Source organism: Halomonas sp. Mc5H-6, assembly GCF_024124705.1.
Classification (GTDB): domain Bacteria; phylum Pseudomonadota; class Gammaproteobacteria; order Pseudomonadales; family Halomonadaceae; genus Vreelandella; species Vreelandella subterranea.
This window is the reverse complement of the sequence record NZ_JAMXSI010000001.1, coordinates 297,512-317,643: the sequence shown is the minus strand read 5'-3', so window position 1 is coordinate 317,643 and position 20,132 is coordinate 297,512. Positions and strand designations below refer to the sequence as shown.

General features: G+C 58.6%; 17 protein-coding genes. 2 read left to right on the top strand and 15 right to left on the bottom strand.

The window, feature by feature from the left end:
• Positions 1 to 50: 50 nt before the first annotated feature.
• Positions 51 to 1,451: a TRAM domain-containing protein gene (locus NH395_RS01480; RefSeq protein ID WP_253021887.1), complete on the bottom strand. Its 1,401-nt coding sequence runs from the start codon at positions 1,449 to 1,451 to the stop codon at positions 51 to 53.
• Positions 1,452 to 2,348 (bottom strand): cysteine synthase CysM, encoded by an 897-nt coding sequence (gene cysM / locus NH395_RS01475; protein ID WP_066320041.1) that lies wholly within the window; start codon positions 2,346 to 2,348, stop codon positions 1,452 to 1,454.
• A gap of 92 nt (positions 2,349 to 2,440) precedes the next feature.
• On the opposite strand from cysM, the gene NH395_RS01470 reads away from it, so the two are divergent.
• Positions 2,441 to 5,137, top strand: coding sequence for an ATP-binding protein (locus NH395_RS01470; RefSeq protein WP_253021885.1), 2,697 nt, complete (start codon positions 2,441 to 2,443; stop codon positions 5,135 to 5,137).
• A gap of 42 nt (positions 5,138 to 5,179) precedes the next feature.
• Here the strand turns inward: NH395_RS01470 and acpS are convergent, their stop codons facing one another.
• The 11 genes from acpS to rpoE form a co-directional block, all read right to left on the bottom strand.
• Positions 5,180 to 5,557, bottom strand: a complete 378-nt coding sequence (gene acpS, locus NH395_RS01465; protein ID WP_066320033.1) for a holo-ACP synthase — start codon at positions 5,555 to 5,557, stop codon at positions 5,180 to 5,182.
• A gap of 3 nt (positions 5,558 to 5,560) precedes the next feature.
• Positions 5,561 to 6,385, bottom strand: a complete 825-nt coding sequence (pdxJ, locus tag NH395_RS01460) for a pyridoxine 5'-phosphate synthase (protein WP_253021883.1) — start codon at positions 6,383 to 6,385, stop codon at positions 5,561 to 5,563.
• 32 nt (positions 6,386 to 6,417) lie between these two features.
• The gene (recO, locus tag NH395_RS01455) at positions 6,418 to 7,110 is read right to left on the bottom strand and encodes a DNA repair protein RecO (protein WP_092825168.1); all 693 of its coding nucleotides are present in this window, start codon (positions 7,108 to 7,110) and stop codon (positions 6,418 to 6,420) included.
• A gap of 8 nt (positions 7,111 to 7,118) precedes the next feature.
• Positions 7,119 to 8,018, bottom strand: coding sequence for a GTPase Era (era, locus tag NH395_RS01450; RefSeq protein ID WP_253021881.1), 900 nt, complete (start codon positions 8,016 to 8,018; stop codon positions 7,119 to 7,121).
• On the bottom strand, positions 8,015 to 8,707 hold the full coding sequence (gene rnc / locus NH395_RS01445; RefSeq protein ID WP_066320021.1) for a ribonuclease III: 693 nt from the start codon (positions 8,705 to 8,707) through the stop codon (positions 8,015 to 8,017). The genes era and rnc overlap by 4 nt, the downstream gene beginning before the upstream one ends.
• A 61-nt stretch (positions 8,708 to 8,768) precedes the next feature.
• On the bottom strand, positions 8,769 to 9,563 hold the full coding sequence (lepB, locus tag NH395_RS01440; RefSeq protein WP_253021879.1) for a signal peptidase I: 795 nt from the start codon (positions 9,561 to 9,563) through the stop codon (positions 8,769 to 8,771).
• 15 nt (positions 9,564 to 9,578) lie between these two features.
• Complete coding sequence (gene lepA, locus NH395_RS01435; protein ID WP_066320015.1) at positions 9,579 to 11,393, bottom strand: translation elongation factor 4; 1,815 nt, start codon at positions 11,391 to 11,393, stop codon at positions 9,579 to 9,581.
• 186 nt (positions 11,394 to 11,579) lie between these two features.
• Positions 11,580 to 13,004, bottom strand: a complete 1,425-nt coding sequence (locus NH395_RS01430) for a DegQ family serine endoprotease (protein WP_253021877.1) — start codon at positions 13,002 to 13,004, stop codon at positions 11,580 to 11,582.
• A 63-nt stretch (positions 13,005 to 13,067) separates the two neighbouring features.
• Positions 13,068 to 13,523, bottom strand: coding sequence for a SoxR reducing system RseC family protein (locus NH395_RS01425; RefSeq protein WP_253021875.1), 456 nt, complete (start codon positions 13,521 to 13,523; stop codon positions 13,068 to 13,070).
• 148 nt (positions 13,524 to 13,671) lie between these two features.
• Entirely contained in the window at positions 13,672 to 14,424 is a 753-nt protein-coding gene (locus NH395_RS01420; protein ID WP_253021873.1) for a sigma-E factor negative regulatory protein, read from the bottom strand.
• A gap of 190 nt (positions 14,425 to 14,614) precedes the next feature.
• A complete protein-coding gene (rpoE, locus tag NH395_RS01415) occupies positions 14,615 to 15,214 on the bottom strand; it encodes an RNA polymerase sigma factor RpoE (RefSeq protein ID WP_253021871.1) in 600 nt (199 codons plus the stop codon).
• Between the two features lie 326 nt (positions 15,215 to 15,540).
• Between rpoE and NH395_RS01410 the strand changes: the two genes are divergently transcribed.
• Positions 15,541 to 16,617 (top strand): 3-deoxy-7-phosphoheptulonate synthase, encoded by a 1,077-nt coding sequence (locus NH395_RS01410; protein WP_253021869.1) that lies wholly within the window; start codon positions 15,541 to 15,543, stop codon positions 16,615 to 16,617.
• A gap of 42 nt (positions 16,618 to 16,659) precedes the next feature.
• On the opposite strand, the gene dinG is transcribed toward NH395_RS01410, so the two are convergent.
• Together dinG and rhlB are read right to left on the bottom strand one after the other, a co-directional pair.
• Positions 16,660 to 18,789, bottom strand: a complete 2,130-nt coding sequence (gene dinG / locus NH395_RS01405) for an ATP-dependent DNA helicase DinG (RefSeq protein WP_253021867.1) — start codon at positions 18,787 to 18,789, stop codon at positions 16,660 to 16,662.
• Between the two features lie 5 nt (positions 18,790 to 18,794).
• Positions 18,795 to 20,069 (bottom strand): ATP-dependent RNA helicase RhlB, encoded by a 1,275-nt coding sequence (gene rhlB / locus NH395_RS01400; protein ID WP_066319994.1) that lies wholly within the window; start codon positions 20,067 to 20,069, stop codon positions 18,795 to 18,797.
• Positions 20,070 to 20,132 lie beyond the last annotated feature (63 nt).

The window sequence follows — 20,132 nt, the reverse complement described above, 5'->3', positions numbered from 1 at the left end:
ATCCATTCGAGGCAGCCGTTTGCGATACCGCTGCCGAGGCTAACGACGTTTTAGGCACACTTTGTGTGTTCAAACAGCATCAGCGTTTCCATATGTGCAGTGTGCATGAACATGTCGGCCACTGCGACGTGATTGATGCGGTAACCTGCATGCACAAGGTGTGCCGCATCACGGGCAAGCGTGGCGGGATCACAGGAAATATACATTACCCTGGCAACCGGACTGCGTGCCAGCGCTTGGCAAATGACCTCGGCCCCACTGCGTGGCGGGTCGAGCACCAGTGCCTGCAGATCCACAGCCTCGAGCAGCGAGGCAACGGTATCCGGATCGCTCAGATCCGCCTGCTGGCCCGTCACATCAAGTCGGTTTAGATGGGCATTATCCGCAAGGCGCTCGACCATGGCAGGACTGCCTTCCACGGCATGTACCTCCGCCCCGGCCGCGGCCATTGGCAGACTGAAGTTACCGATACCGGCAAACAGGTCCATCGTCCGTTGGCCGGGAGAAGGTGCCAGCCAGCGCATGGCGGTATCGACCATCTGCTGGTTCACGGCGGCGTTGACCTGTAGAAAATCACCGGGCGCAAAATGCAGCGTCAACGCCTTTCCATCAGGTATATCGAGGGTCTCTTCCAGCACCGGCGGCGCACCATGCCAGTGCAGCGTCGGGCTCTCACGCCCCAGCCAGGTACCCAAAGCGACGTGATGATGATCAGCAAACGCCTGCCAGCGCTCGGCGTCCGCCGGATTGGCTTTCAATTGACGAACCAGAACCACCCGCTGACTGTCGGTCGCCAGCAATTCGATGTGGCCCACCTGGCGCGGCGCATCCAGCGTTGCCAACAGCTCGCGCAACGGAGCGATCAGCGCTTGCAGGCCATCGACCAGGACGATACAGCGTTCGATGTCGATCAGTCTGTGAGAGTGGGCCGCTCGAAAGCCTAACAGGGCATGGCCGTCGCCATCGACTTTGACGCCCAGGCGTGCACGGCGGCGGTAGCCCTGCACATCATCGTGCAGCGATTCGATCTCGCCCAGCTCGATTCCCTGGCGAGCCATTAAATCACGCACTACTTCCCTTTTATGCTCGCGCTGCGAGGCCACGGTCATGTGCTGCAAATCGCAGCCGCCGCAATGGCTGAAATGCGGGCAAGGCGGCGAAACACGCTGCGCCGCGGAGGTCAGCCGTTGTTTGACGTGGGCTTCGTCATAGCGCTTGCGTGTCTGGTGAACCGCAACTTCGAGGTGCTCGCCGGGTAGTGCCTGGTCGATAAAGACCGTTTTGCCCTCGGCGTTGTGAGCCACCCCGCGTCCGTCATGCGCCAGGCGCTCTACCACCAGCGCGCTTGTCGCTTGCGGCGCCTGATTCGACGATTTTGCCGCGGGTTGGCGTGCCAGCCCGGAATGCCCCGACGCGGGGCGCGGCGGTCGCCGTTTTCCCAACATGGCCATCTATACCTCCGGGGCAAACAAGCCCGTGGAGAGGTAGCGATCTCCGCGGTCGCAGACGATAAACACGATCACGGCATTTTCCACCTGCTCGGCAATACGCAGCGCCCCTGCCAGGCTCCCCCCCGAGGAGACGCCCGCGAAGATCCCCTCTTCACGCGCCAGGCGCCGCATGTGCTCTTCGGCTTCATGCTGGGCAATATCCAGGGTGGTATCCACCCGCGGGGCTTCAAAGATGGCGGGCAGATATTCCTGCGGCCAGCGCCGGATCCCTGGGATGCTCGCCCCGTCGGCCGGCTGCAGGCCGACAATCTGAATCGCCGGATTCTGCTCTTTCAGATAGCGCGATACCCCCATGATGGTGCCGGTTGTCCCCATGGAGCTGACAAAATGGGTTACTTCGCCGCCCGTCTGCCGCCAGACTTCAGGGCCTGTCGTCCGATAGTGGGCCAGCGGATTGTCCGGGTTGGCGAACTGGTTGAGCGGCTTGCCCTCACCCCGAGCGATCATGCCGTCGGCAATATCCCGCGCTTCTTCCATGCCGCCTTCCTTGCTTGCCGACACCAGCTCCGCGCCGAAGGCGGCCATGGCCTGCCTGCGTTCCTCGGAGGCGCTCTCGGGCATTATCAGCACCATGCGATAGCCCTTGATGGCAGCGGCCATCGCCAGGGCAATCCCGGTATTGCCCGACGTGGCCTCGATCAGGGTGTCGCCGGGAGTGATATCACCGCGTGCTTCTGCCTCACTGAGCATCGACAAGGCGGGCCGGTCTTTCACCGACCCCGCCGGGTTGTTACCTTCCAGTTTCGCCAGGAGGGTATTGTTGCGCCCCGCGCTGATGCGCTTCAGACGCACCAACGGCGTGTTGCCAACCACCTCTTCTAACGTGGGATAATCCATCGCATCAATTCCTTATCGTGATCGTTACCTACATTATATCGGTGCTAACGTACACTGGACAGGTAACCCTCTTGAATCAGCAGGCTGCTTTCATGTCTTTGAACACGCGACTTCTTTTTGCGCTGCTTGGCCTTCCGCTCGTGGTCTATGCCTGCATGGCGATACTGCTCGTCATCCAAAACGACCAAAAAGCCCGCGCGCTGCTGGAGGAGCGCATTGTAAACGCCAGCCACTCCCTTGCCCCTCGCATGGCGGAGGCACTACTAGAGACAGATATTGATCAGCTGGACACCCATGTTGGCACTTTCCTGGCGCAGCAGAGCGTCAGCTCAGTCACCATCTTCGATAACCAGAACAACCGTCTGCTGGTGCGCGGACGCACCAACTCAGCATCACCGCTCTCGTCATATCCCAATACCACCCAGCTGGTCACCACTGATGATGGATGGCGCTTGCAAGTCCCCCTGGAAGCGCCGACAACCGGTAACGAATCTCCCACACGAGCGGGGTGGCTCGAGGCCACGATAGACACCTACTCACTAAACCTTGCCCGCTATCAGATGATTGCCAGTTTAAGCCTGGGAGGCATGCTGCTCGGGCTCTGCCTGTTCTTGATTGCCTTTGCGATCAGCCGCTATGTCACGCGGCCGATCGAAGAGGCAAATCATGCACTTTATCGCCTGTCGTGGGGGGATTATGAGCAAACGGCGATGTCACATAACGCCGTCGAACTGAACCAGTTGGCCCAACAGATCAATGCGCTGGCCCATCACCTCCAAAGCGCCAAACATGACATGCAAGCGCAGATCGAACAGGCGACCAGCGAACTCCAGGAATCCATGGAGACCATCGAAGAGCAGAATATCAAGCTCGACCTGGCCCACCGCAGCGCGGTGCGTGCCAACACGGTGAAGTCCGAGTTTCTCGCCAACATGAGTCACGAGATCCGTACGCCGCTGAACGGAATCATCGGATTCTGTCGACTACTGGGCCGTTCGTCCCTGGATGACCGCCAGCGCGATTGGTTGCAGCACGTGCACAGGGCCTGCGATAACCTGCTCATGCTGGTCAACGATGTCCTCGACTTTTCCAAGCTGGAAGCCAACCGGCTAACCCTGGAAGAAGCCGACATCGACATCGTGACCCTGGTTGATGAGGTGCTCGGCCTGCATGCTCCCGAGGCTCAACGTAAACACCTCCACCTGGTGGCCATGGTGTACGACGATGTCCCCACACCGCTCAGCGGCGACCCGCTCAGGCTCCACCAGGTGCTCAACAACCTGCTCAGCAATGCCCTCAAGTTTACCCAGCAGGGCGATGTGGTCGTCAGGGTCATGCTGGAGCACTACGCGGGTAAGCATGTCGTGCTGAATATCAGCGTCAGCGATACAGGCATTGGCCTGAGCGAAGAGCACCAGCAACAGCTGTTCAGTGCCTTTTCCCAAGCCGAACCCAGCCACCCCCGGCAGTTTGGCGGCAGCGGGCTCGGCTTGACCATCTGTCGTCAGCTCATTCACCGCATGGGGGGCGAGATAAGCGTCGAGAGCGAACTCAATAAAGGCTCGACGTTCTCTTTCACCCTGCCCCTCCAGGCCACCCACGCCGGCGAACGCAGCCCAGAGCTGCACCTTGACGGCCCGATCGTCGGCGTTCACGAACCCCACACCACCACCAGGAATGTACTGGATCACCTGCTGGAACGCTGGGGCGCAATGCCGGTTGCGCTGTCCGGGAACGCTGCCTGCGATTTGCTGCTCATCAGTCTTGACCAGGATGATCTACAGCCCAAGGCACTCAGCCACTGGCAGGACATCATCCGTGCCGCCGAGTGCCCCGCACTGGTGCTGGTAAACGGATCAAGCTTTGAACTGCCTAAACTCGATTTTCCGTTCAAAGGCGAGCTGCTTTGCAAGCCATTTACCCGCTCGCAACTGGCTGCCTCGCTTACGCACCTGTTGGTACCGGTCAGCGAAACCCGCGCCCTCCAAAGCGCGCCTCTTCCGGCGTTACCTTCTGCCAATGAGGGGTATCGATTATTGGTCGTCGACGACAATACCTCCAACCGGCAACTGCTGAGTGCGTTATTGGAGGCGCCCGACCGGCACATTACCATGGCGGCAAGTGGCCATGAAGCGATCGAGATGGGTCGGGAGCAGACGTTCGACATGGTACTCATGGATATCCGCATGCCGGAGATGGATGGCGTGCAAGCCACCCGGACGCTGCGACGCATCAGCAATGCCTGGAGTCGCTGTCCGATCATTGCGGTGACCGCGCACGCGTTGAACAGTGAACGTCAACGCTGGCTGGCCGAAGGGCTGGACGACGTGATTGTCAAGCCGATCGACGAGCATGACTTGAACCAGTTGCTCAACCGGTTCCTGGGCATTGACACGCCGGATTCAGCGCCCCAGCCGACTAAAAAACCGCCCAGCGAAACATCCACATCCGCCACCTTACCGGTGATCGACCTGACGCTGGGTGCGCGCCTGGCCGGGGGCAAGGATGACATTGCACGCGCCCAGATCAAGCGCCTGATCGACAGCTTGCCCGCCACACGGCAAGACATGGAGGCTGCCTATCAGCAGCGCAACATCGAGGCGCTGCTGGACAGCGTCCACGACCTGAACGGTGCCAGCCGCTACTGCGGGACCCCCGAGTTGGCACTGATTGTCGAGACCCTGGAGACCCGGCTGCGCACCAGCGGCCTGGACCACGCGGAAAGCCTCATCAACGACCTTTACCGGGCCATGGACAAACTCATTGCCCAGCGGGGCACGCTTGGCTAGGACGACCTGGCTTTCCAAGAATACTTAGCTTTCCAAGATCACTTAGCTTTCCAGGACCACAAAAGCAATGGCGTAGGCATCTTCATCGCTTAACGTGATGTGCAAAGCGTTCACTCCGGCGGCTGACGCTTTCTCGGCAGCCGCCCCCTGGAGGTCGAAGTAAGGTTTGCCCAGCGCATCGTTGAACACCTGGATATCGCGCCACTGAAGCCCATGCCGCAACCCCAGGCCCAGCGCCTTGACAAAGGCCTCTTTGGCCGCAAACCGCTTGGCCAGAAAGGCGACCGGATGGGCTTTCTGCTGCCACACGGCGTGCTCTTCAGGGCCCAGGATACGCAGCGCGAAACGCGGTCCGTGACGCTCCAGGGCCCGCTCAAAACGCTCGATCCGGGCGATATCGGAGCCAATACCGACGATCACGGATCAGTGCCCACAGCAGCCATCATGCCCATGACCGTGCTGCTCCTCATGTTCATGATCATGGGCATCCAGCGCCGCCATGAGACCGGCTTCCTGACCCGCGATAATCAACCGCTTCATGTCGGCAACGGCGTCTTTCAGTCCTACAAACAGCGCACGTGCGATAATCGCGTGACCGATATTCAACTCGTTGATACCCGGCAACGCCGCGATGGCTTCCACATTGTGGTAATGCAACCCATGACCGGCATTGACCACAAGCCCAAGCGATACCGCATGCGTGGCGGCAGCGGTTAACCGCTGGTACTCGGCCGTGGCTGTCTCGCTGCCGGGACGCGCCTCGGCATACGCTCCGGTGTGCAACTCAATGACCGGTGCGCCCGCACGCTGCGCTGCGTCGATCTGGTCCGCGTCGGGATCGATAAATAACGACACTTCGCAACCGGCTGCCGCCAGTCGCTGGCAGGCACTGGCCACGGCGTCGAAGCCTCCCACCACGTCGAGACCGCCTTCCGTGGTCAATTCTTCGCGCTTCTCGGGGACCAGGCATACATGGGCCGGACGAATGTCCTCGGCCAGCGCCAGCATCTCTTCCGTGACCGCCATTTCCAGGTTCATGCGCGTATTGAGCACCTCGGCCAGCAGCTTCACGTCGCGCAGTTGGATATGGCGCCGATCTTCGCGCAGGTGCACGGTAATGCCGTCGGCACCCGCCTCTTCGGCTAACAGCGCGGCCTGAACGGGATCCGGATAGCGGGTGCCGCGTGCCTGACGCAGCGTGGCAATATGATCGATGTTGACGCCTAACAGTATCCGGGGGGGATGCATAAATGGCCTCCAGTTTTATAAAGGATGATTACCTAACGTTGGCGACGCTGGGCAAGATCGCGCATCAATTCCCGGGAGCGTAATGCAGTGGTCCCCAGATGCGGCGCCAGCGCGGCGCGCATGACGGCCTTCAACGCGTTGGCAAGCGTCGGTTCCTGCCAGTCATGTTGATCAATATAGCGTAGGGTGCGACCGTCCAGCCCTTTGGCGGCCGGGATGAACGCCCGGCTGGCGGCATCGAATCGGTACTGGGCCTGAGGGTCGAGCGCGCCACCGTCAGGGGTGCAGAAGCGTGGCGTGGCGTCCAGGACCTCCAGTAGCGACCATTCGTAACGGCGCAGCGCCAGCGCACGGGCGGCAGGCATCGGCAGCGCCTCCAGCAAGGCGGTGTAAAAGGCAAAGACATTGCCTGCGGGCAGTTCCAGCGGCAGCAGGCGAGTCGCAATCTCGTTGGCGTAAAACCCGCACAGCAGGCCCTCCCCCGCCAGCAGCGCTGTTGCTCCCCGCGACTCCATCAGGTGCAGCCGCTTGAGCTCACGTTCGCCCCGCCAGGTCACATGAAGGGGGGTAAAAGGCTGGAGCCGCTGGCGCGATTTTGACGTGGGTCGCTGACCGCCCTGGGCGACCGCTCGGATGCGGCCATGGTGGAGTGTCAACAGATCCACCAGCGCACTGGTTTCGCGGTATGGCCTTCGGTGCAGCAGGAAGGCCGGCTCCGCCGACATTGCCATGCTCAATCGAGATCGTAGCCCAGGCTCTTCAGCGCGCGTTCATCGTCTGACCAGCCGCGTTTTACCTTGACCCACAGGTTCAGCATGACTTTGGTTCCCAGCGCACGCTCCATATCGAGGCGCGCCTCACGACCAATGCTCTTGATGCGCTCGCCGTTTTCACCAATCAAAATGACTTTTTGCCCCTGACGCTCCACCAGAATCAGCGCACTGATATGGGTTACGCGTTCGGTTTCGCGAAACTCTTCAATTTCCACGGTCATCTGATAGGGCAACTCGTCACCCAACTGGCGCATGACTTTTTCCCGCACCAGCTCAGCCGCCATGAACCGCAGGCTACGGTCGGTAATCTGGTCTTCTGGGAAATAGTGAATGCTTTCAGGAAGATGTTTGGCAACCTCTTCTTCGAGGGTATCCACCTGGGTGCCGTGCTTGGCGGAAATGGGCACAATGGCGGCAAATTCCCGGCGTGCGCCAACCTCGGCAAGCCAAGGCAGCAGGTCACCTTTGTCGTTGAGTCGATCCACCTTGTTGACCGCGAGAATGATGGGCGCCTTGACGTGCTCAAGGCGTTTAAGCACCGCCTGGTCTTCATCGGTCCAGCGGGTGCGGTCAATAATGAACACCACGCAGTCAACGTCCCGCAGGGCCTGGGTCGCCGCTTGGTTCATGAAGCGGTTGATGGCTTTATTGCGATCCTTGGACATGATATGCATGCCCGGCGTATCGACGTAGATAAACTGGGCATCGCCTTCCGTCTTGATCCCCATCACCTGATGGCGTGTGGTCTGCGGCCGCCGGGAAGTAATCGAAATCTTCTGCCCCAGAATACGGTTCATCAAGGTGGATTTGCCGACGTTGGGGCGGCCGACAATCGCAACGAATCCACAGGACTGGCTCATGCATTGTCTCCAGGACGTTTTTCAAGGTGGGCAAGCGCTTCTTCAGCGGCTTGCTGTTCTGCGTGGCGACGGCTGGGGCCTTTGCCTGTCGTGTGCTCGCTCAGCAGATCAATGTAACATTCCACAGTGAACATCTGGGCATGAGCCTCCCCCTTGACGCTAACCACTTCGTAGCGGGGTAGCGCCGCCTGTCGCGACTGAAGGAATTCCTGCAGCCGTGTTTTGGGGTCTTTCTGGGTGTCCTGCAGCGAGATACCCGCCAGCCGTTCGGCGTACCACGACAGGACCCGCTCGCGAACGGCATCCATGCCTGCATCCAAATAGATGGCACCGATCACCGCTTCTACCGCATCCGCCAGGATCGATTCCCGACGATGCCCGCCGCTTTTCATTTCGCCTGAACCTAACCGTAAGCACTCGCCAAACGTCATTTCCCTGGCCAGTTCCGCCAGCGTCTGTCCTTTGACCAGGCGCGCCCTCAGGCGCGATAGCTGACCTTCACGGGCCTGGGGAAAGCGCTCATAAAGCGCTTCCGCAATCACGAAATTGACGATGGAATCGCCCAGAAATTCCAGGCGTTCATTATTGCGACCGCCATAACTGCGGTGGGTCATGGCCAGCTCTATCAGCGTAATATCGCCGAAGGTATGGCCAATGCGTCGGCAAAAAGCGGTTAACGAAGTACTCACGGGGCCCCTACGTCATTGACGTTGACTAAAAATAAATGGTTATACATGACGATTGGTTTCATTACTCGATGCGGCGTACGTCGGTAAAGCTCGGCAGCCCGCCATCCCAGTGCATCCAGACGGCGAAGGCGCGCCCGACAATATTTTCTTCAGGTACAAACCCCCAGTAACGGCTGTCATTGGAGTGGTCGCGGTTATCGCCCATGGTGAAATAGTGGCCTTCGGGCACTTCCACCTCACGCATCTGCGGCCCGGGATCACGGGGGTTGTTATAGATATAATGCTCAACGTCACCGAGACGCTCTTCAAATAACGGCTCCTGCGTGGCGCTCTCTTCCATCAGTTCCTTGGGAACCGGTTCGCCATTGATGTACAGCTGCTTGTCTTCATAGCGAATCCTGTCACCAGGCAGGCCTACCACGCGCTTGATGAAGTTGACCGAGGGCTCTTCAGGGAAGCGAAACACCATGACATCGCCCCGCTCAGGGTCATCGACTTCAAGGAACCGCGTGTTGACGACCGGTAGACGCAGGCCATAAGCGAATTTGTTGACCAGAATGAAGTCGCCTACTTCAAGGGTCGGACGCATCGACCCGGAAGGGATTTGAAACGGCTCAACGACAAAGCTGCGCACCACCAGCACGACCAGCAATACCGGGAAGAATGAGCGCGAATAATCGACCAGCCATGGCTCTTTAAGCAGCTTTTCACGGGTGGCCGGGTCCAGCCCTTCCTGGGTGCTAGCGTCGGCGCGCTCGACACGCTCCCGACGCTTGGGACGCAGCCAAACCACATCCAGAAAATAGATAACGCCAGAAAGCGCAACGGCAAGTACCAGCAGTAATGCAAAATCCATGGGTGGACGTCTTCCTTAGTCGTTAACCTTGAGTACAGCAAGGAAGGCTTCCTGGGGGATCTCCACCCGACCGACCTGCTTCATGCGTTTCTTACCCGCTTTCTGTTTTTCCAGCAGCTTTTTCTTACGGCTGACATCACCGCCGTAACATTTTGCCGTCACGTTTTTGCGCAGTGCTTTGACAGTAGAGCGCGCCACGACCTGCCCGCCGATAGCGGCCTGAATCGCCACGTCATACATTTGCCGGGGAATCAGCTCTTTCATTTTTTCCACCAGCAGTCGACCACGGGAGTGGGCGTGATCGCGGTGAATAATCACCGCGAGGGCGTCCACTTTATCACCGTTAATCAGCACGTCCAGGCGGGCCAGATGGGCCATTTCAAAACGCTCAAAATTATATTCAAGCGACGCGTAACCACGTGAAATAGACTTCAACCGATCAAAAAAGTCCATCACGACTTCAGACATCGGTAATTCGTAGGTCAATTGGATCTGGTTGCCGAGAAACTGCATGTCCAGCTGGGTGCCGCGGCGCAGTTCACACTCGGAAATCACATTCCCGACAAACTCCTGGGGTACCAGAATGCTTGCCCGCACAACGGGTTCGCGCATCTGCTCGACGTCGGCCATGTCGGGCAGCTTGGAGGGGTTCGATACGTAAAGGAGATCGCCATTTTTCATGGACAGCTCGTAGACCACCGTGGGGGCGGTGGTCAGCAGGTCCAGATCGTATTCACGTTCCAGGCGCTCTTGGATGATCTCCATGTGGAGGGTGCCAAGAAAACCCACCCGGAAACCGAAACCGAGTGCGTCTGAATTTTCCGGTTCGTATTCGAGCGACGCATCGTTAAGTGCCAGCTTTTCCAAGGCATCGCGAAAATCTTCATAGTCATCGGAATTGACGGTGAATATACCGGCATACACCTGCGGCTTGACCTTTTTAAAGCCTGGCAGCCTGGGCACATCCGGTGTTTTGGTATGCGTGATGGTATCACCCACAGGAGCACCGTGAATGTCTTTGATACCCGCTACGATAAAGCCCACTTCACCAGCACGCAGAATATCGGTCTGCTTGCGCAGCGGCGTAAAAATGCCCACTTCAGTGGTATTCCAATCCCTATTTGTGGAATTGATGCGGATCTTGTCGCCTTTGCGCAGCGTGCCGTCAAAAAGCCGGACCAAGGACACAACCCCAAGGTAGTTATCGAACCACGAGTCGATAATCAGCGCCTGCAAGGGGGCGTCAGGGTCGCCTTTGGGGGGCGGTATATCGCGTACCAGACGTTCTAACAGCTCATCGATGCCAAGCCCGCTTTTAGCGGACACCTGACAGGCATCGGTCGCATCGATGCCGATGATTTCCTCGACTTCCTGAGCCACCCGGTCGGGGTCGGCCTGGGGCAAGTCGATTTTATTCAGCACCGGCAGGACTTCCAGCCCCTGTTCAACGGCGGTGTAGCAGTTGGCAACCGATTGGGCTTCCACCCCCTGAGCGGCATCGACAACCAGCAGCGCGCCCTCGCAGGCGTAAAGCGAGCGAGACACTTCATAAGAAAAGTCGACGTGGCCGGGCGTATCGATAAAGTTGAGCTGGTAGACCTGCCCGTCCGACGCGGTGTAGTCCAGGGTGACCGACTGAGCCTTGATGGTAATGCCACGCTCGCGTTCGATATCCATCGAGTCAAGCACTTGTTCTTTCAATTCGCGCTCGGTTAAACCACCACAGGTTTGAATCAACCGGTCTGATAGGGTGGATTTGCCGTGATCAATATGCGCGATGATCGAGAAGTTTCTGATGTGCTTGATTTTGCTAACTGTTTCTTGGGTCATTGGCCGTTTTTATCCGGTATATGTACGCAACCATGTACGGTTAACAATCTTGCTGTGGTATACGCAGTAGAAATTTGACGCCATTGTACCGTTACGACGGTCCCGGTGCTATGTGCAAAAAAAAGAGCAAAAAAAACGACAGTCCGCCAAGTGAAAACGGACTGCCGTTATAGAGGGGTGAATCAGTTACTCAAAGCGCAGCGCCACGAAGAGCGAGCGTCCATCGCGATAGAGGCGTAGCGGAATCGCTCGGTCGGTGGGCAGGTCCTCCACAATGCGACGCAGCTCTTCAGGCGAGGTCAAACTGCGATGGTCCAGGCTCACCAGCACATCACCCGCGCGTAGACCGGCGCGCGCTGCCACGCTATCGGGCGCTACTTCGCGGACGACGACGCCGCCTTGCAGGTTAAGTTGCTCACGGGTTTCCTGGTCAATTTCGGCCACCGAAACCCCCAGGCGTACCTGACTATCGTTGGACGACGACGTAACAGCCGCTTGTTCAGCATTGGGCCAGCTACCCAGCTCGACCGACTCGCTGCGCTCTTCCCCATCGCGCATCAGCAACAGATCCACTTCATTGCCCGGCGCGACACGGCCAATCAGACGCGGCAGAGTGCTCGAGCGGTCTACGGTTTCGCCGTTGACCTCGAGAATCACATCGCCTGCCTGAAGCCCGCCTTTTGCCGCTGGCCCTTCGGGGTCAAGGTCAGCGATGAGTGCGCCCTCGGCCTCTTCCATGCCAAATGATTCGGCCAGGTCACGGGATACGGGCTGTATCATCACCCCCAACCAGCCACGGTTGACGTACCCATCTTCACGAAGCTGGTCGGCCACATCCATCGCGACGTTGATCGGGATGGCGAAGGAAACGCCCATGAACCCGCCGCTACGCGTGAATATCTGCGAGTTGATACCGATGACTTCGCCATCGAGATTGAACAGCGGGCCACCGGAATTACCGGGGTTGATCGCCACATCGGTTTGAATGAACGGCACATAGGCATCCCGCGGAAGCGTGCGGTTGATCGCGCTGATAATGCCGGCGGTCACCGAATGGTCGAACCCGAAAGGCGAGCCTATCGCCGCCACCCACTCACCAACGCGAAGCGCGTCGGAATCGCCGAGCTGTAACGTGGGCAAGTCGCTTGCTTCCACTTTCAAAAGCGCCACATCGGTCTGCGGATCACTGCCTATAAGCTCGGCGGTCAGTTCACGGCGGTCGTTCAAACGCACCAGAATTTCATCGGCATCCTGCACCACGTGGGCGTTGGTCATCACGTAGCCGTCTTCACTGATAATGAAGCCAGAGCCCAGTGATTGACGCTCTTCTGTGCGCCCCCGACCGCTACCTGGAGGTGACGGGAAACGATCACCGAAATTATCGCCAAAGAAGTGGCGAAATATCTCGGGTATCTCCTGGCCGCCAAAATTGTCAATGGATGGCCCGCCGCGCTGCACCGTGCGGCTAGTGGAAATATTGACCACACCGGGCGCGGCGTCTTCAACGAGATCGGTAAAGTCAGGCAGATCCTGGGCATGGGCGCTTTGCCCCAAAGCGAACAACAAGACAAAGCAGACCCACAACGTGGAGGAAACCATTAAGCGCTTCATGCAAGAACTCCTACTTAAAAACACTACCATGCCAAGTTAATACAGCTCGCAGCGAGCCATCCATCACGGTGCGTCGATCAATTGCGGGCGGAAAAACTCTGCTCGCTGACCTAACACATATTTAAGGCCGACCATGCCACACATCAAGACACCAAAAAAAAGCCCTGGGGCAAGCCAGGTCGAATCACTCACCACACTCCCGATGGCGGCGACCACCAACCCCATCAAAAGCGGCAACCCATAGATCAACCCCGTCAACTGTGTTATCGAGGCTTTTTGCATTGCCACCGTTACCTCGCTGTCCACGGGGGGCAAGGGCTCTCCGCGGGAAGATGAAGGCAGGTCTATTTCCAACTGCCACGCGCGGGGACGCGAGAGAAGCCCCGCCCCACAGCCTTGGCCTTTCGCACATTGAGTGCAGCCAGCCGATGCTCTCACTTCGACGACAATCCCCTTGTCGTGGTAGCCCACCACGCGTGCCTGGCGCTCAATAAATGTCTTGCTCGCTGATATCGGCATCACTGCCCTCTCCATACACCTCGCCACACAGTCATCGCCCAAGGAGCGCTCGCCAGAACCGTATCCATAAAAAATGGACGTTGAAATAGAGAGAAGCTCTTTTCAACGTCCATTTATCACTTTCCATGTTCGCCGCACGGCTTGCTGATCAGCGTTGGCCCAAGGGCTCTGTCACACCGGCGGACCGCATCAATGTCGATCCTTGATCGGCTTGATGACCCGTTGCACTTTGGGTTTGCTGCTCAAGGTAAGACTGCAGCATGCGTAGCTGCTCGATGTCGATGTTAGTCCCCTGCTGGGCCGACACGCCTTGCTGAGCACCAGGACCGGCAAAGCCGCCTTCACTGACATTCATCAGCCCGCTACCCGAGACTTGAGCATTCATGCGGAAAGGGGTCTGCTCGAACATGGGCATCTCGTTTTGCCCAGCGCCCGCCGCCTGACCACCGGAAACCGCCGGTGTCGTGGCAAGATTGACCGGCTGGACCTGGTTAGAAGCAGGCGCAGAGCTGGATGCCACCCCTTCGTTACCGCTCTGATCGACGGTGACGCCACTGTTGCCGAAGAACTGAACGCCGGTAATCACCATCAGCGAAACCGCCGCTGCCACGCCAGCGCCACGCGCGAAGGAAACGCTTCCAGCACTACGAGTGACCGTCGAGTCGTCTTTCGACGTGGGTGCGGGTTCATCCTGCAGGCGCGCCATGACACCAGCGGAAAGGTCAACGCTCATATCCACGTCCCGTTCGCGCCGCATCATGCTACGCGCCAGATGGTAGCGTCGCCAGGTATCAGCGGCATCATCATCGTTCGGTAGTGCCTTCAACACTCGGCGCAATTCAAGCTCATCACTTTCGCCATCCATTAATGCCGAAAGTGATTCCCGTGTGTTTTGACTCATACTTCACACCCTCACACTGTTGAGAAGAAGCGCTGATGCCATCGTAATAGGTTGCTTTTACGCTGATTCACCGGCTGCTTCACTGTCGCTTCCCATTGGGAATGTAATGGCTTTGACGATGATGGCACCAAACAGTTCACGGTGATCAGTCATTTTTCGCCATTAGCGTTTAATCTACCCACATTGACCATTAATCATCGCGGCTGTTCCGTGCCGTGGACACCAGTGGGCGAATATGTTCGTCAACGGCTTCGCGAGCACGAAAAATGCGCGAACGCACCGTCCCTACCGGGCACTGCATCACCTGGGCGATATCTTCGTAGGCCAGCCCGTCGAGCTCACGCAGCGTAATCGCGGTGCGCAAATCATCCGGCAGCTTTTCGATCGCCTCGTAAACCGCAGCTTCGAGCTGGTCACGGGCAATCGATGCTTCAGGCGACTCGGCATCCGCCAGGCGGCCGTTTTGGTCGACGATTTCGGCGTCGGATATATCCAGATCGCTACCGGGTGGGCGCCGCCCACGGGACACCAGATGATTTTTGGCCGTGTTGATCGCGATGCGATACATCCAGGTGTAAAAGGCGCTTTCCGAGCGAAACTTTCCCAGCGCCCGATAGGCCTTGATAAAGGCTTCTTGAGCAACGTCGTGAACTTCGGCATGGTCATGGACATAGCGCCCGATAAGGCCAATAATTTTATGCTGGTATTTCTTTACCAGCAGATCAAATGCGCGTGTATCGCCTTTTTGGGCACGTTCAACGAGCTGTTGATCTGTTTCATGAGTGCCCATTCACACGCTCCCCCCACCCGGACGGTGACCGCCGAGCGTAACTCTTCCTTTAAACCCGATACACTGGGTGTTGACAGCAAGCAACATAACGTTCCTTGGGCATTGGTTAATCATTCGAATGACATGAATTGGCACTGTAACGTGATCGCCTTTTGATAGCTAAGTGTTACGCGTTCTGCACGGCGCATCAAGCGTTTACCCCTTGAACAAAACCCAGCGGCTGACTTCAATTTACCTTGCCAAGTTCCGCAACAATTGATTTTTACTGCGCTGACAAGCGATAGTAGGCGCCATTAATCGATCATCACGTACGCACAGGTAGCACAATGTCAGATCAGCAGGTCAACAATCTTAACGTCCTTGCCCAGGACGTACTTACCACCCCGGAAACCCTCAAGCAGGATGTGCCGCTTACCGATGCTGCCGAGCGCACCGTGATAGAGGGTCGTCATACCATCCAGCGCATTCTGGACGGCAGCGATCCGCGTTTGCTGATGGTAGTGGGCCCTTGCTCCATTCACGATGTCGATGCCGCCCTCGATTATGCCAAGCGCCTGCGCAAACTGGCGGATGAGGTCAGCAACAGCCTGTATATCGTGATGCGGGTGTATTTTGAAAAACCCCGCACCACCGTCGGCTGGAAAGGCCTGATCAACGACCCGCACATCAACGACTCGTTCGAAATCGACGAAGGCCTGCATATCGCCCGCAAGCTGCTGGTCGACCTTGCCGAGATCGGCTTGCCGCTGGCCACCGAAGCCCTGGACCCGATCTCCCCCCAGTACCTGCAGGACTGCATCAGCTGGTCCGCTATCGGCGCGCGTACCACCGAGTCGCAAACCCACCGCGAGATGGCCTCTGGCCTGTCTTCACCGGTCGGCTTCAAGAACGGTACCGACGGCAGCCTGGACGTGGCGATCAATGCGCTGCAATCCGTCGCCAGCCCGCACAACTTTTTGGGCATCAACCAGTCGGGACAAGTCGCCATCATCCGTACTCGCGGGAACGGCTATGGTCACGTGGTACTGCGCGGCGGCAACGGCAAGCCCAACTACGATAGCGTGAGCGTGGCCCTGGCCGAGAAAGAGCTGAAAAAAGCCAACCTTTCCGCCAATATCATGATCGACTGCTCCCACGCCAACTCGAACAAGGACCCGGCACTTCAGCCCCTGGTCCTTGAAAACGTGACCAACCAGATATTGGATGGCAATACGTCCATCATCGGCCTGATGGTGGAATCCAATATTGGCTGGGGCAATCAGAAAGTCCCTGCCGATCTAAAAGACCTGCAATACGGCGTTTCGATTACCGATGCCTGCATCGATTGGCAAACTACCGTCGATGCCTTTACCCAGATGAACGCCAAACTGGCACCGGTTCTGGCCAAGCGCCGCCCGTCGTAACCCTGCCTGTCGCCCACCGCGTTGAACGCGGTGGGCGTCATGTCATGAGGCGATTTCACGCCTGAAAGGGGGTAGCGCATCCAGTAGCGCCTGACCGTAGCGTCGCGTGATGACGCGCTTATCCAACAGCGTGATCGTGCCTTTGTCGCTTTCCTTGCGGATCAGTCGGCCGCAGGCCTGCACCAGCTTGATCGAGGCATCCGGCACGCTGATGCGCATGAACGGGTTGCCGCCCTGGCTTTCGATCCACTCGGCAAGCGTCGCCCCTACGGGATCATCCGGCACCGCAAAGGGTAATCGTGTGATGACCACATGGGTCAGGTAATCACCGGGTAGATCGATGCCCTCGGCAAAACTGGCCAGTCCGAAAATAATACTACCCTTACCGCTGTCCACCGCCGCGCGATGACGCTCAATCAGCTCCCGCTTGGGCAATGCATCCTGAGCCAGCACGCGCTCTCTGACGGGTTCACTCAGCGCCTTCTCGACCCCGCGCAGCTGCGCCCTTGATGAAAACAGCACCAGCGCCGCTTCGCGGTCCGCCAGTTGGGTCACAAAGTCGACGATCGCCTTTTCGTGGGCGTCACGGTCACTGGGGTCCGTCGCTTCCTTGGGCACGCTCAGCACGGCATTGGCGTAATCAAACGGGCTGGGCAGCGCCTGATAGCGGTAGCGATTGGCAAGCCCTGCCCGCTCCTGAAGCCGCTCGAAGCGACCCAGCGCCGTCAGTGTTGCCGAGGTGACCACGGCGCCATGGCAGCGCCCCCAAAGGTGCTTGGCCAATGTGTGTGCGGCGGATACCGGGCTTGCCGAAAACTCGATTTCCGGCTCGCCAGCCACCCGACTCAGGGTGATCCAGCGCGCGCTGGGCGGCGCATTGGACGCGTCACGGTCGCTGAAAGCTTGCCACAGTGAGTGGGCATCCAACGCCCGTCCGTGAAGCAGCGCCACCAGCGGCAGCCAGGTTTCCGCCTGCTCGCGGTCCAGGCCGGTCTGCTTGTCCGGATCGAGGCTTTCACGCAGCACATCGCTGATGCTCTCAAGACTGCGCGACAAGGTGGCAAACAGGGTTAACAGCTGCTCGGCCTGCTCGCGCAGCGCATCAGGAATCTGCCCCTTTTCAAACCGCGACTGATGGGTGATTTCTTCATCGGCCAGGCCATTGGCGCGACCCGCCAATTGATGCCCCATACTGAACACATCGCCCAACGCGGGTTCCAGGGTATGAATAAGCTCGGGCAAACCGGCAAGCAACCGGGCGATGGTTGGCTGGACAGCCAGCCCCTGGTTCAAGTCCGTCAAGCTGCTCTTGAGGGTTTTCAACCAGCGCAGGCAACCATTGATGGCAAAGCGATGGGCAAAATGCGACAGCGCCTTGTCGGGCAGGTGATGGCCTTCATCGAATACGAAAATACAGTCGGCGGGGTCCGGCAGGATGGCCCCGCCGCCCAGCGCCAGATCCGCCAGCACCAGGTCGTGGTTGGCCACGATGACATCGGCGTTTTCCAGCTCCCGGCGGGAGCGGAAAAACGCACAGGCACCAAAATGGCCGCAGCGGCGTCCGGTACACTGACGGTGATCGACGGTCAGTCGACGCCAGTGGGCATCGTCGATCGCATGGGGCCAGTTATCCCGATCGCCCTCCCATTCACCCTGACCGTAGGCTTCGGCCATATCGCTGGCAATCACGCCAAGGTCACTGCTCTGCGACTGCTGTGACTGCTCGAACAGCGAAAGCGTAGGGTTTGGCTCCGCCCCTTCGAGCGCCTGGTCCAGCCGCGCAACGCAGACATAGCGCCCACGCCCCTTGGCCAACGCATAGCGAAACGCCAAACCACTGTGATTGGCCAGGGACGGCAGGTCGTGATTGAGCACCTGTTCCTGAAGCGCCACAGTGGCGGTCGAAATGATCAATCGCTTGCCGCGAGCCTTGGCGATGGGCAGCGCGGCTACCAGGTAGGCCAGGGTTTTGCCCGTACCAGTCCCCGCCTCCAGCACACAAACGTGGTTGTCGCTTGTGCGCTTGCCCTCGTCGTCACACTCGATGCCCCCCAGCGTGCGGGCGATTTCAGCGATCATCAGCCGCTGCCCATAGCGCGGGGTCAACTCGAGGTTTTCCACCACGCGACGGTAGGCGTCCTGAATCTCGCTTTTAAGGGCAGTATCGAGCATGCGGCTTAAAGCATACCTTCCGGCGGATGTTCGCAGGGCAGCTTGTCGTTGATATAGCGCTCGATCTCAGGCAGAGAAAAAGCATCCTCTTCGCCGACAAAGCTGATGGAGACGCCTTTTGCGCCTGCCCGACCGGTCCGCCCGATACGGTGAACGTAATCTTCCGGGTCTTCCGGCAGCGTGTAGTTGATCACGTGACTGACGTCTTCGATATGAATGCCACGCCCTGCGACATCGGTGGCCACCAGCACCTGGATCTCGCCTTCGCGGAAGCTTTCCAGGGTCTTGATACGCTGGTTCTGCGGCACATCGCCTGACAGCATGGCGGCACTGATACCGGCTTTCTTGAGCAGACTGTCGAGCTGGCGTACCAGGTCACGGCGATTACCGAACACCATTACCCGCTCGAAGCTTTCCTGCTCCAGCAGCTTGACCAACAAACGCTGCTTGTCATCGTCAGAGACCATGTAGACCCGCTGGTCGATATCGGCCTGATTCTCGACGGTCACTTCGATCTCAACGTGGGCCGGGTTCAGCGTCCATTGGCTGGCCAGGTTGAGAATATCGTCGGTGAAGGTGGCCGAGAACAGAAAGGTCTGGCGCTCTTCTTTCTTGGGCGTGTAGCGGATGATTCGCTTCACATCGGGAATAAAGCCCATCGATAACATGCGATCGGCTTCATCCAGCACCAGCACTTCCACCTCGGAAAGGTCGATATCGCGCTTCTCGTGAAAATCGAGCAGGCGGCCGGGTGTGGCGACAAGCAGGTCGATCTTTTTACCCAGGCTATCGCGCTGCTTTTGATAATCCATGCCGCCGACGACGCTTGCCACGTTCAGCTTGGTAAAGCGGGCAAGGGCTTTGGCGTCCTTCTCGATCTGCAGTGCCAGCTCACGGGTAGGCGCAATAATCAGCGCACGCGGCGCGCCGGGCTTCTGCCCATCCGGGGTTGGCTCTTCGAGAAAATAAGCCAGCGCCGAGATCAGGAAGGCAGCGGTTTTTCCGGTTCCGGTCTGTGCCTTGCCGACAATATCGCCGCCCAGCAGCGTATGACGCAGTGCCTCGGCCTGAATGGGCGTGCAGTACTCAAACCCTTGAGCATGAATCGCACGCATTAACGGCAGCGGCAGATCGAAGTCATGAAAGCGCCATTTGCCGGCCACGGCAGGCACCTGAAACTGGCGAAGATCCCAATTCGACTGACGACGACGCGGCTTCCGACGACGACGTTTAGGCTTACGGTTCTGGGCCGATGCTGTGGTCTGTTCCGACTCGCTCATAGGCTATCTATCTGTCCATTGCTGTGGATATTAGGCATCTTGACGCGCGCATTGTAACAGGGC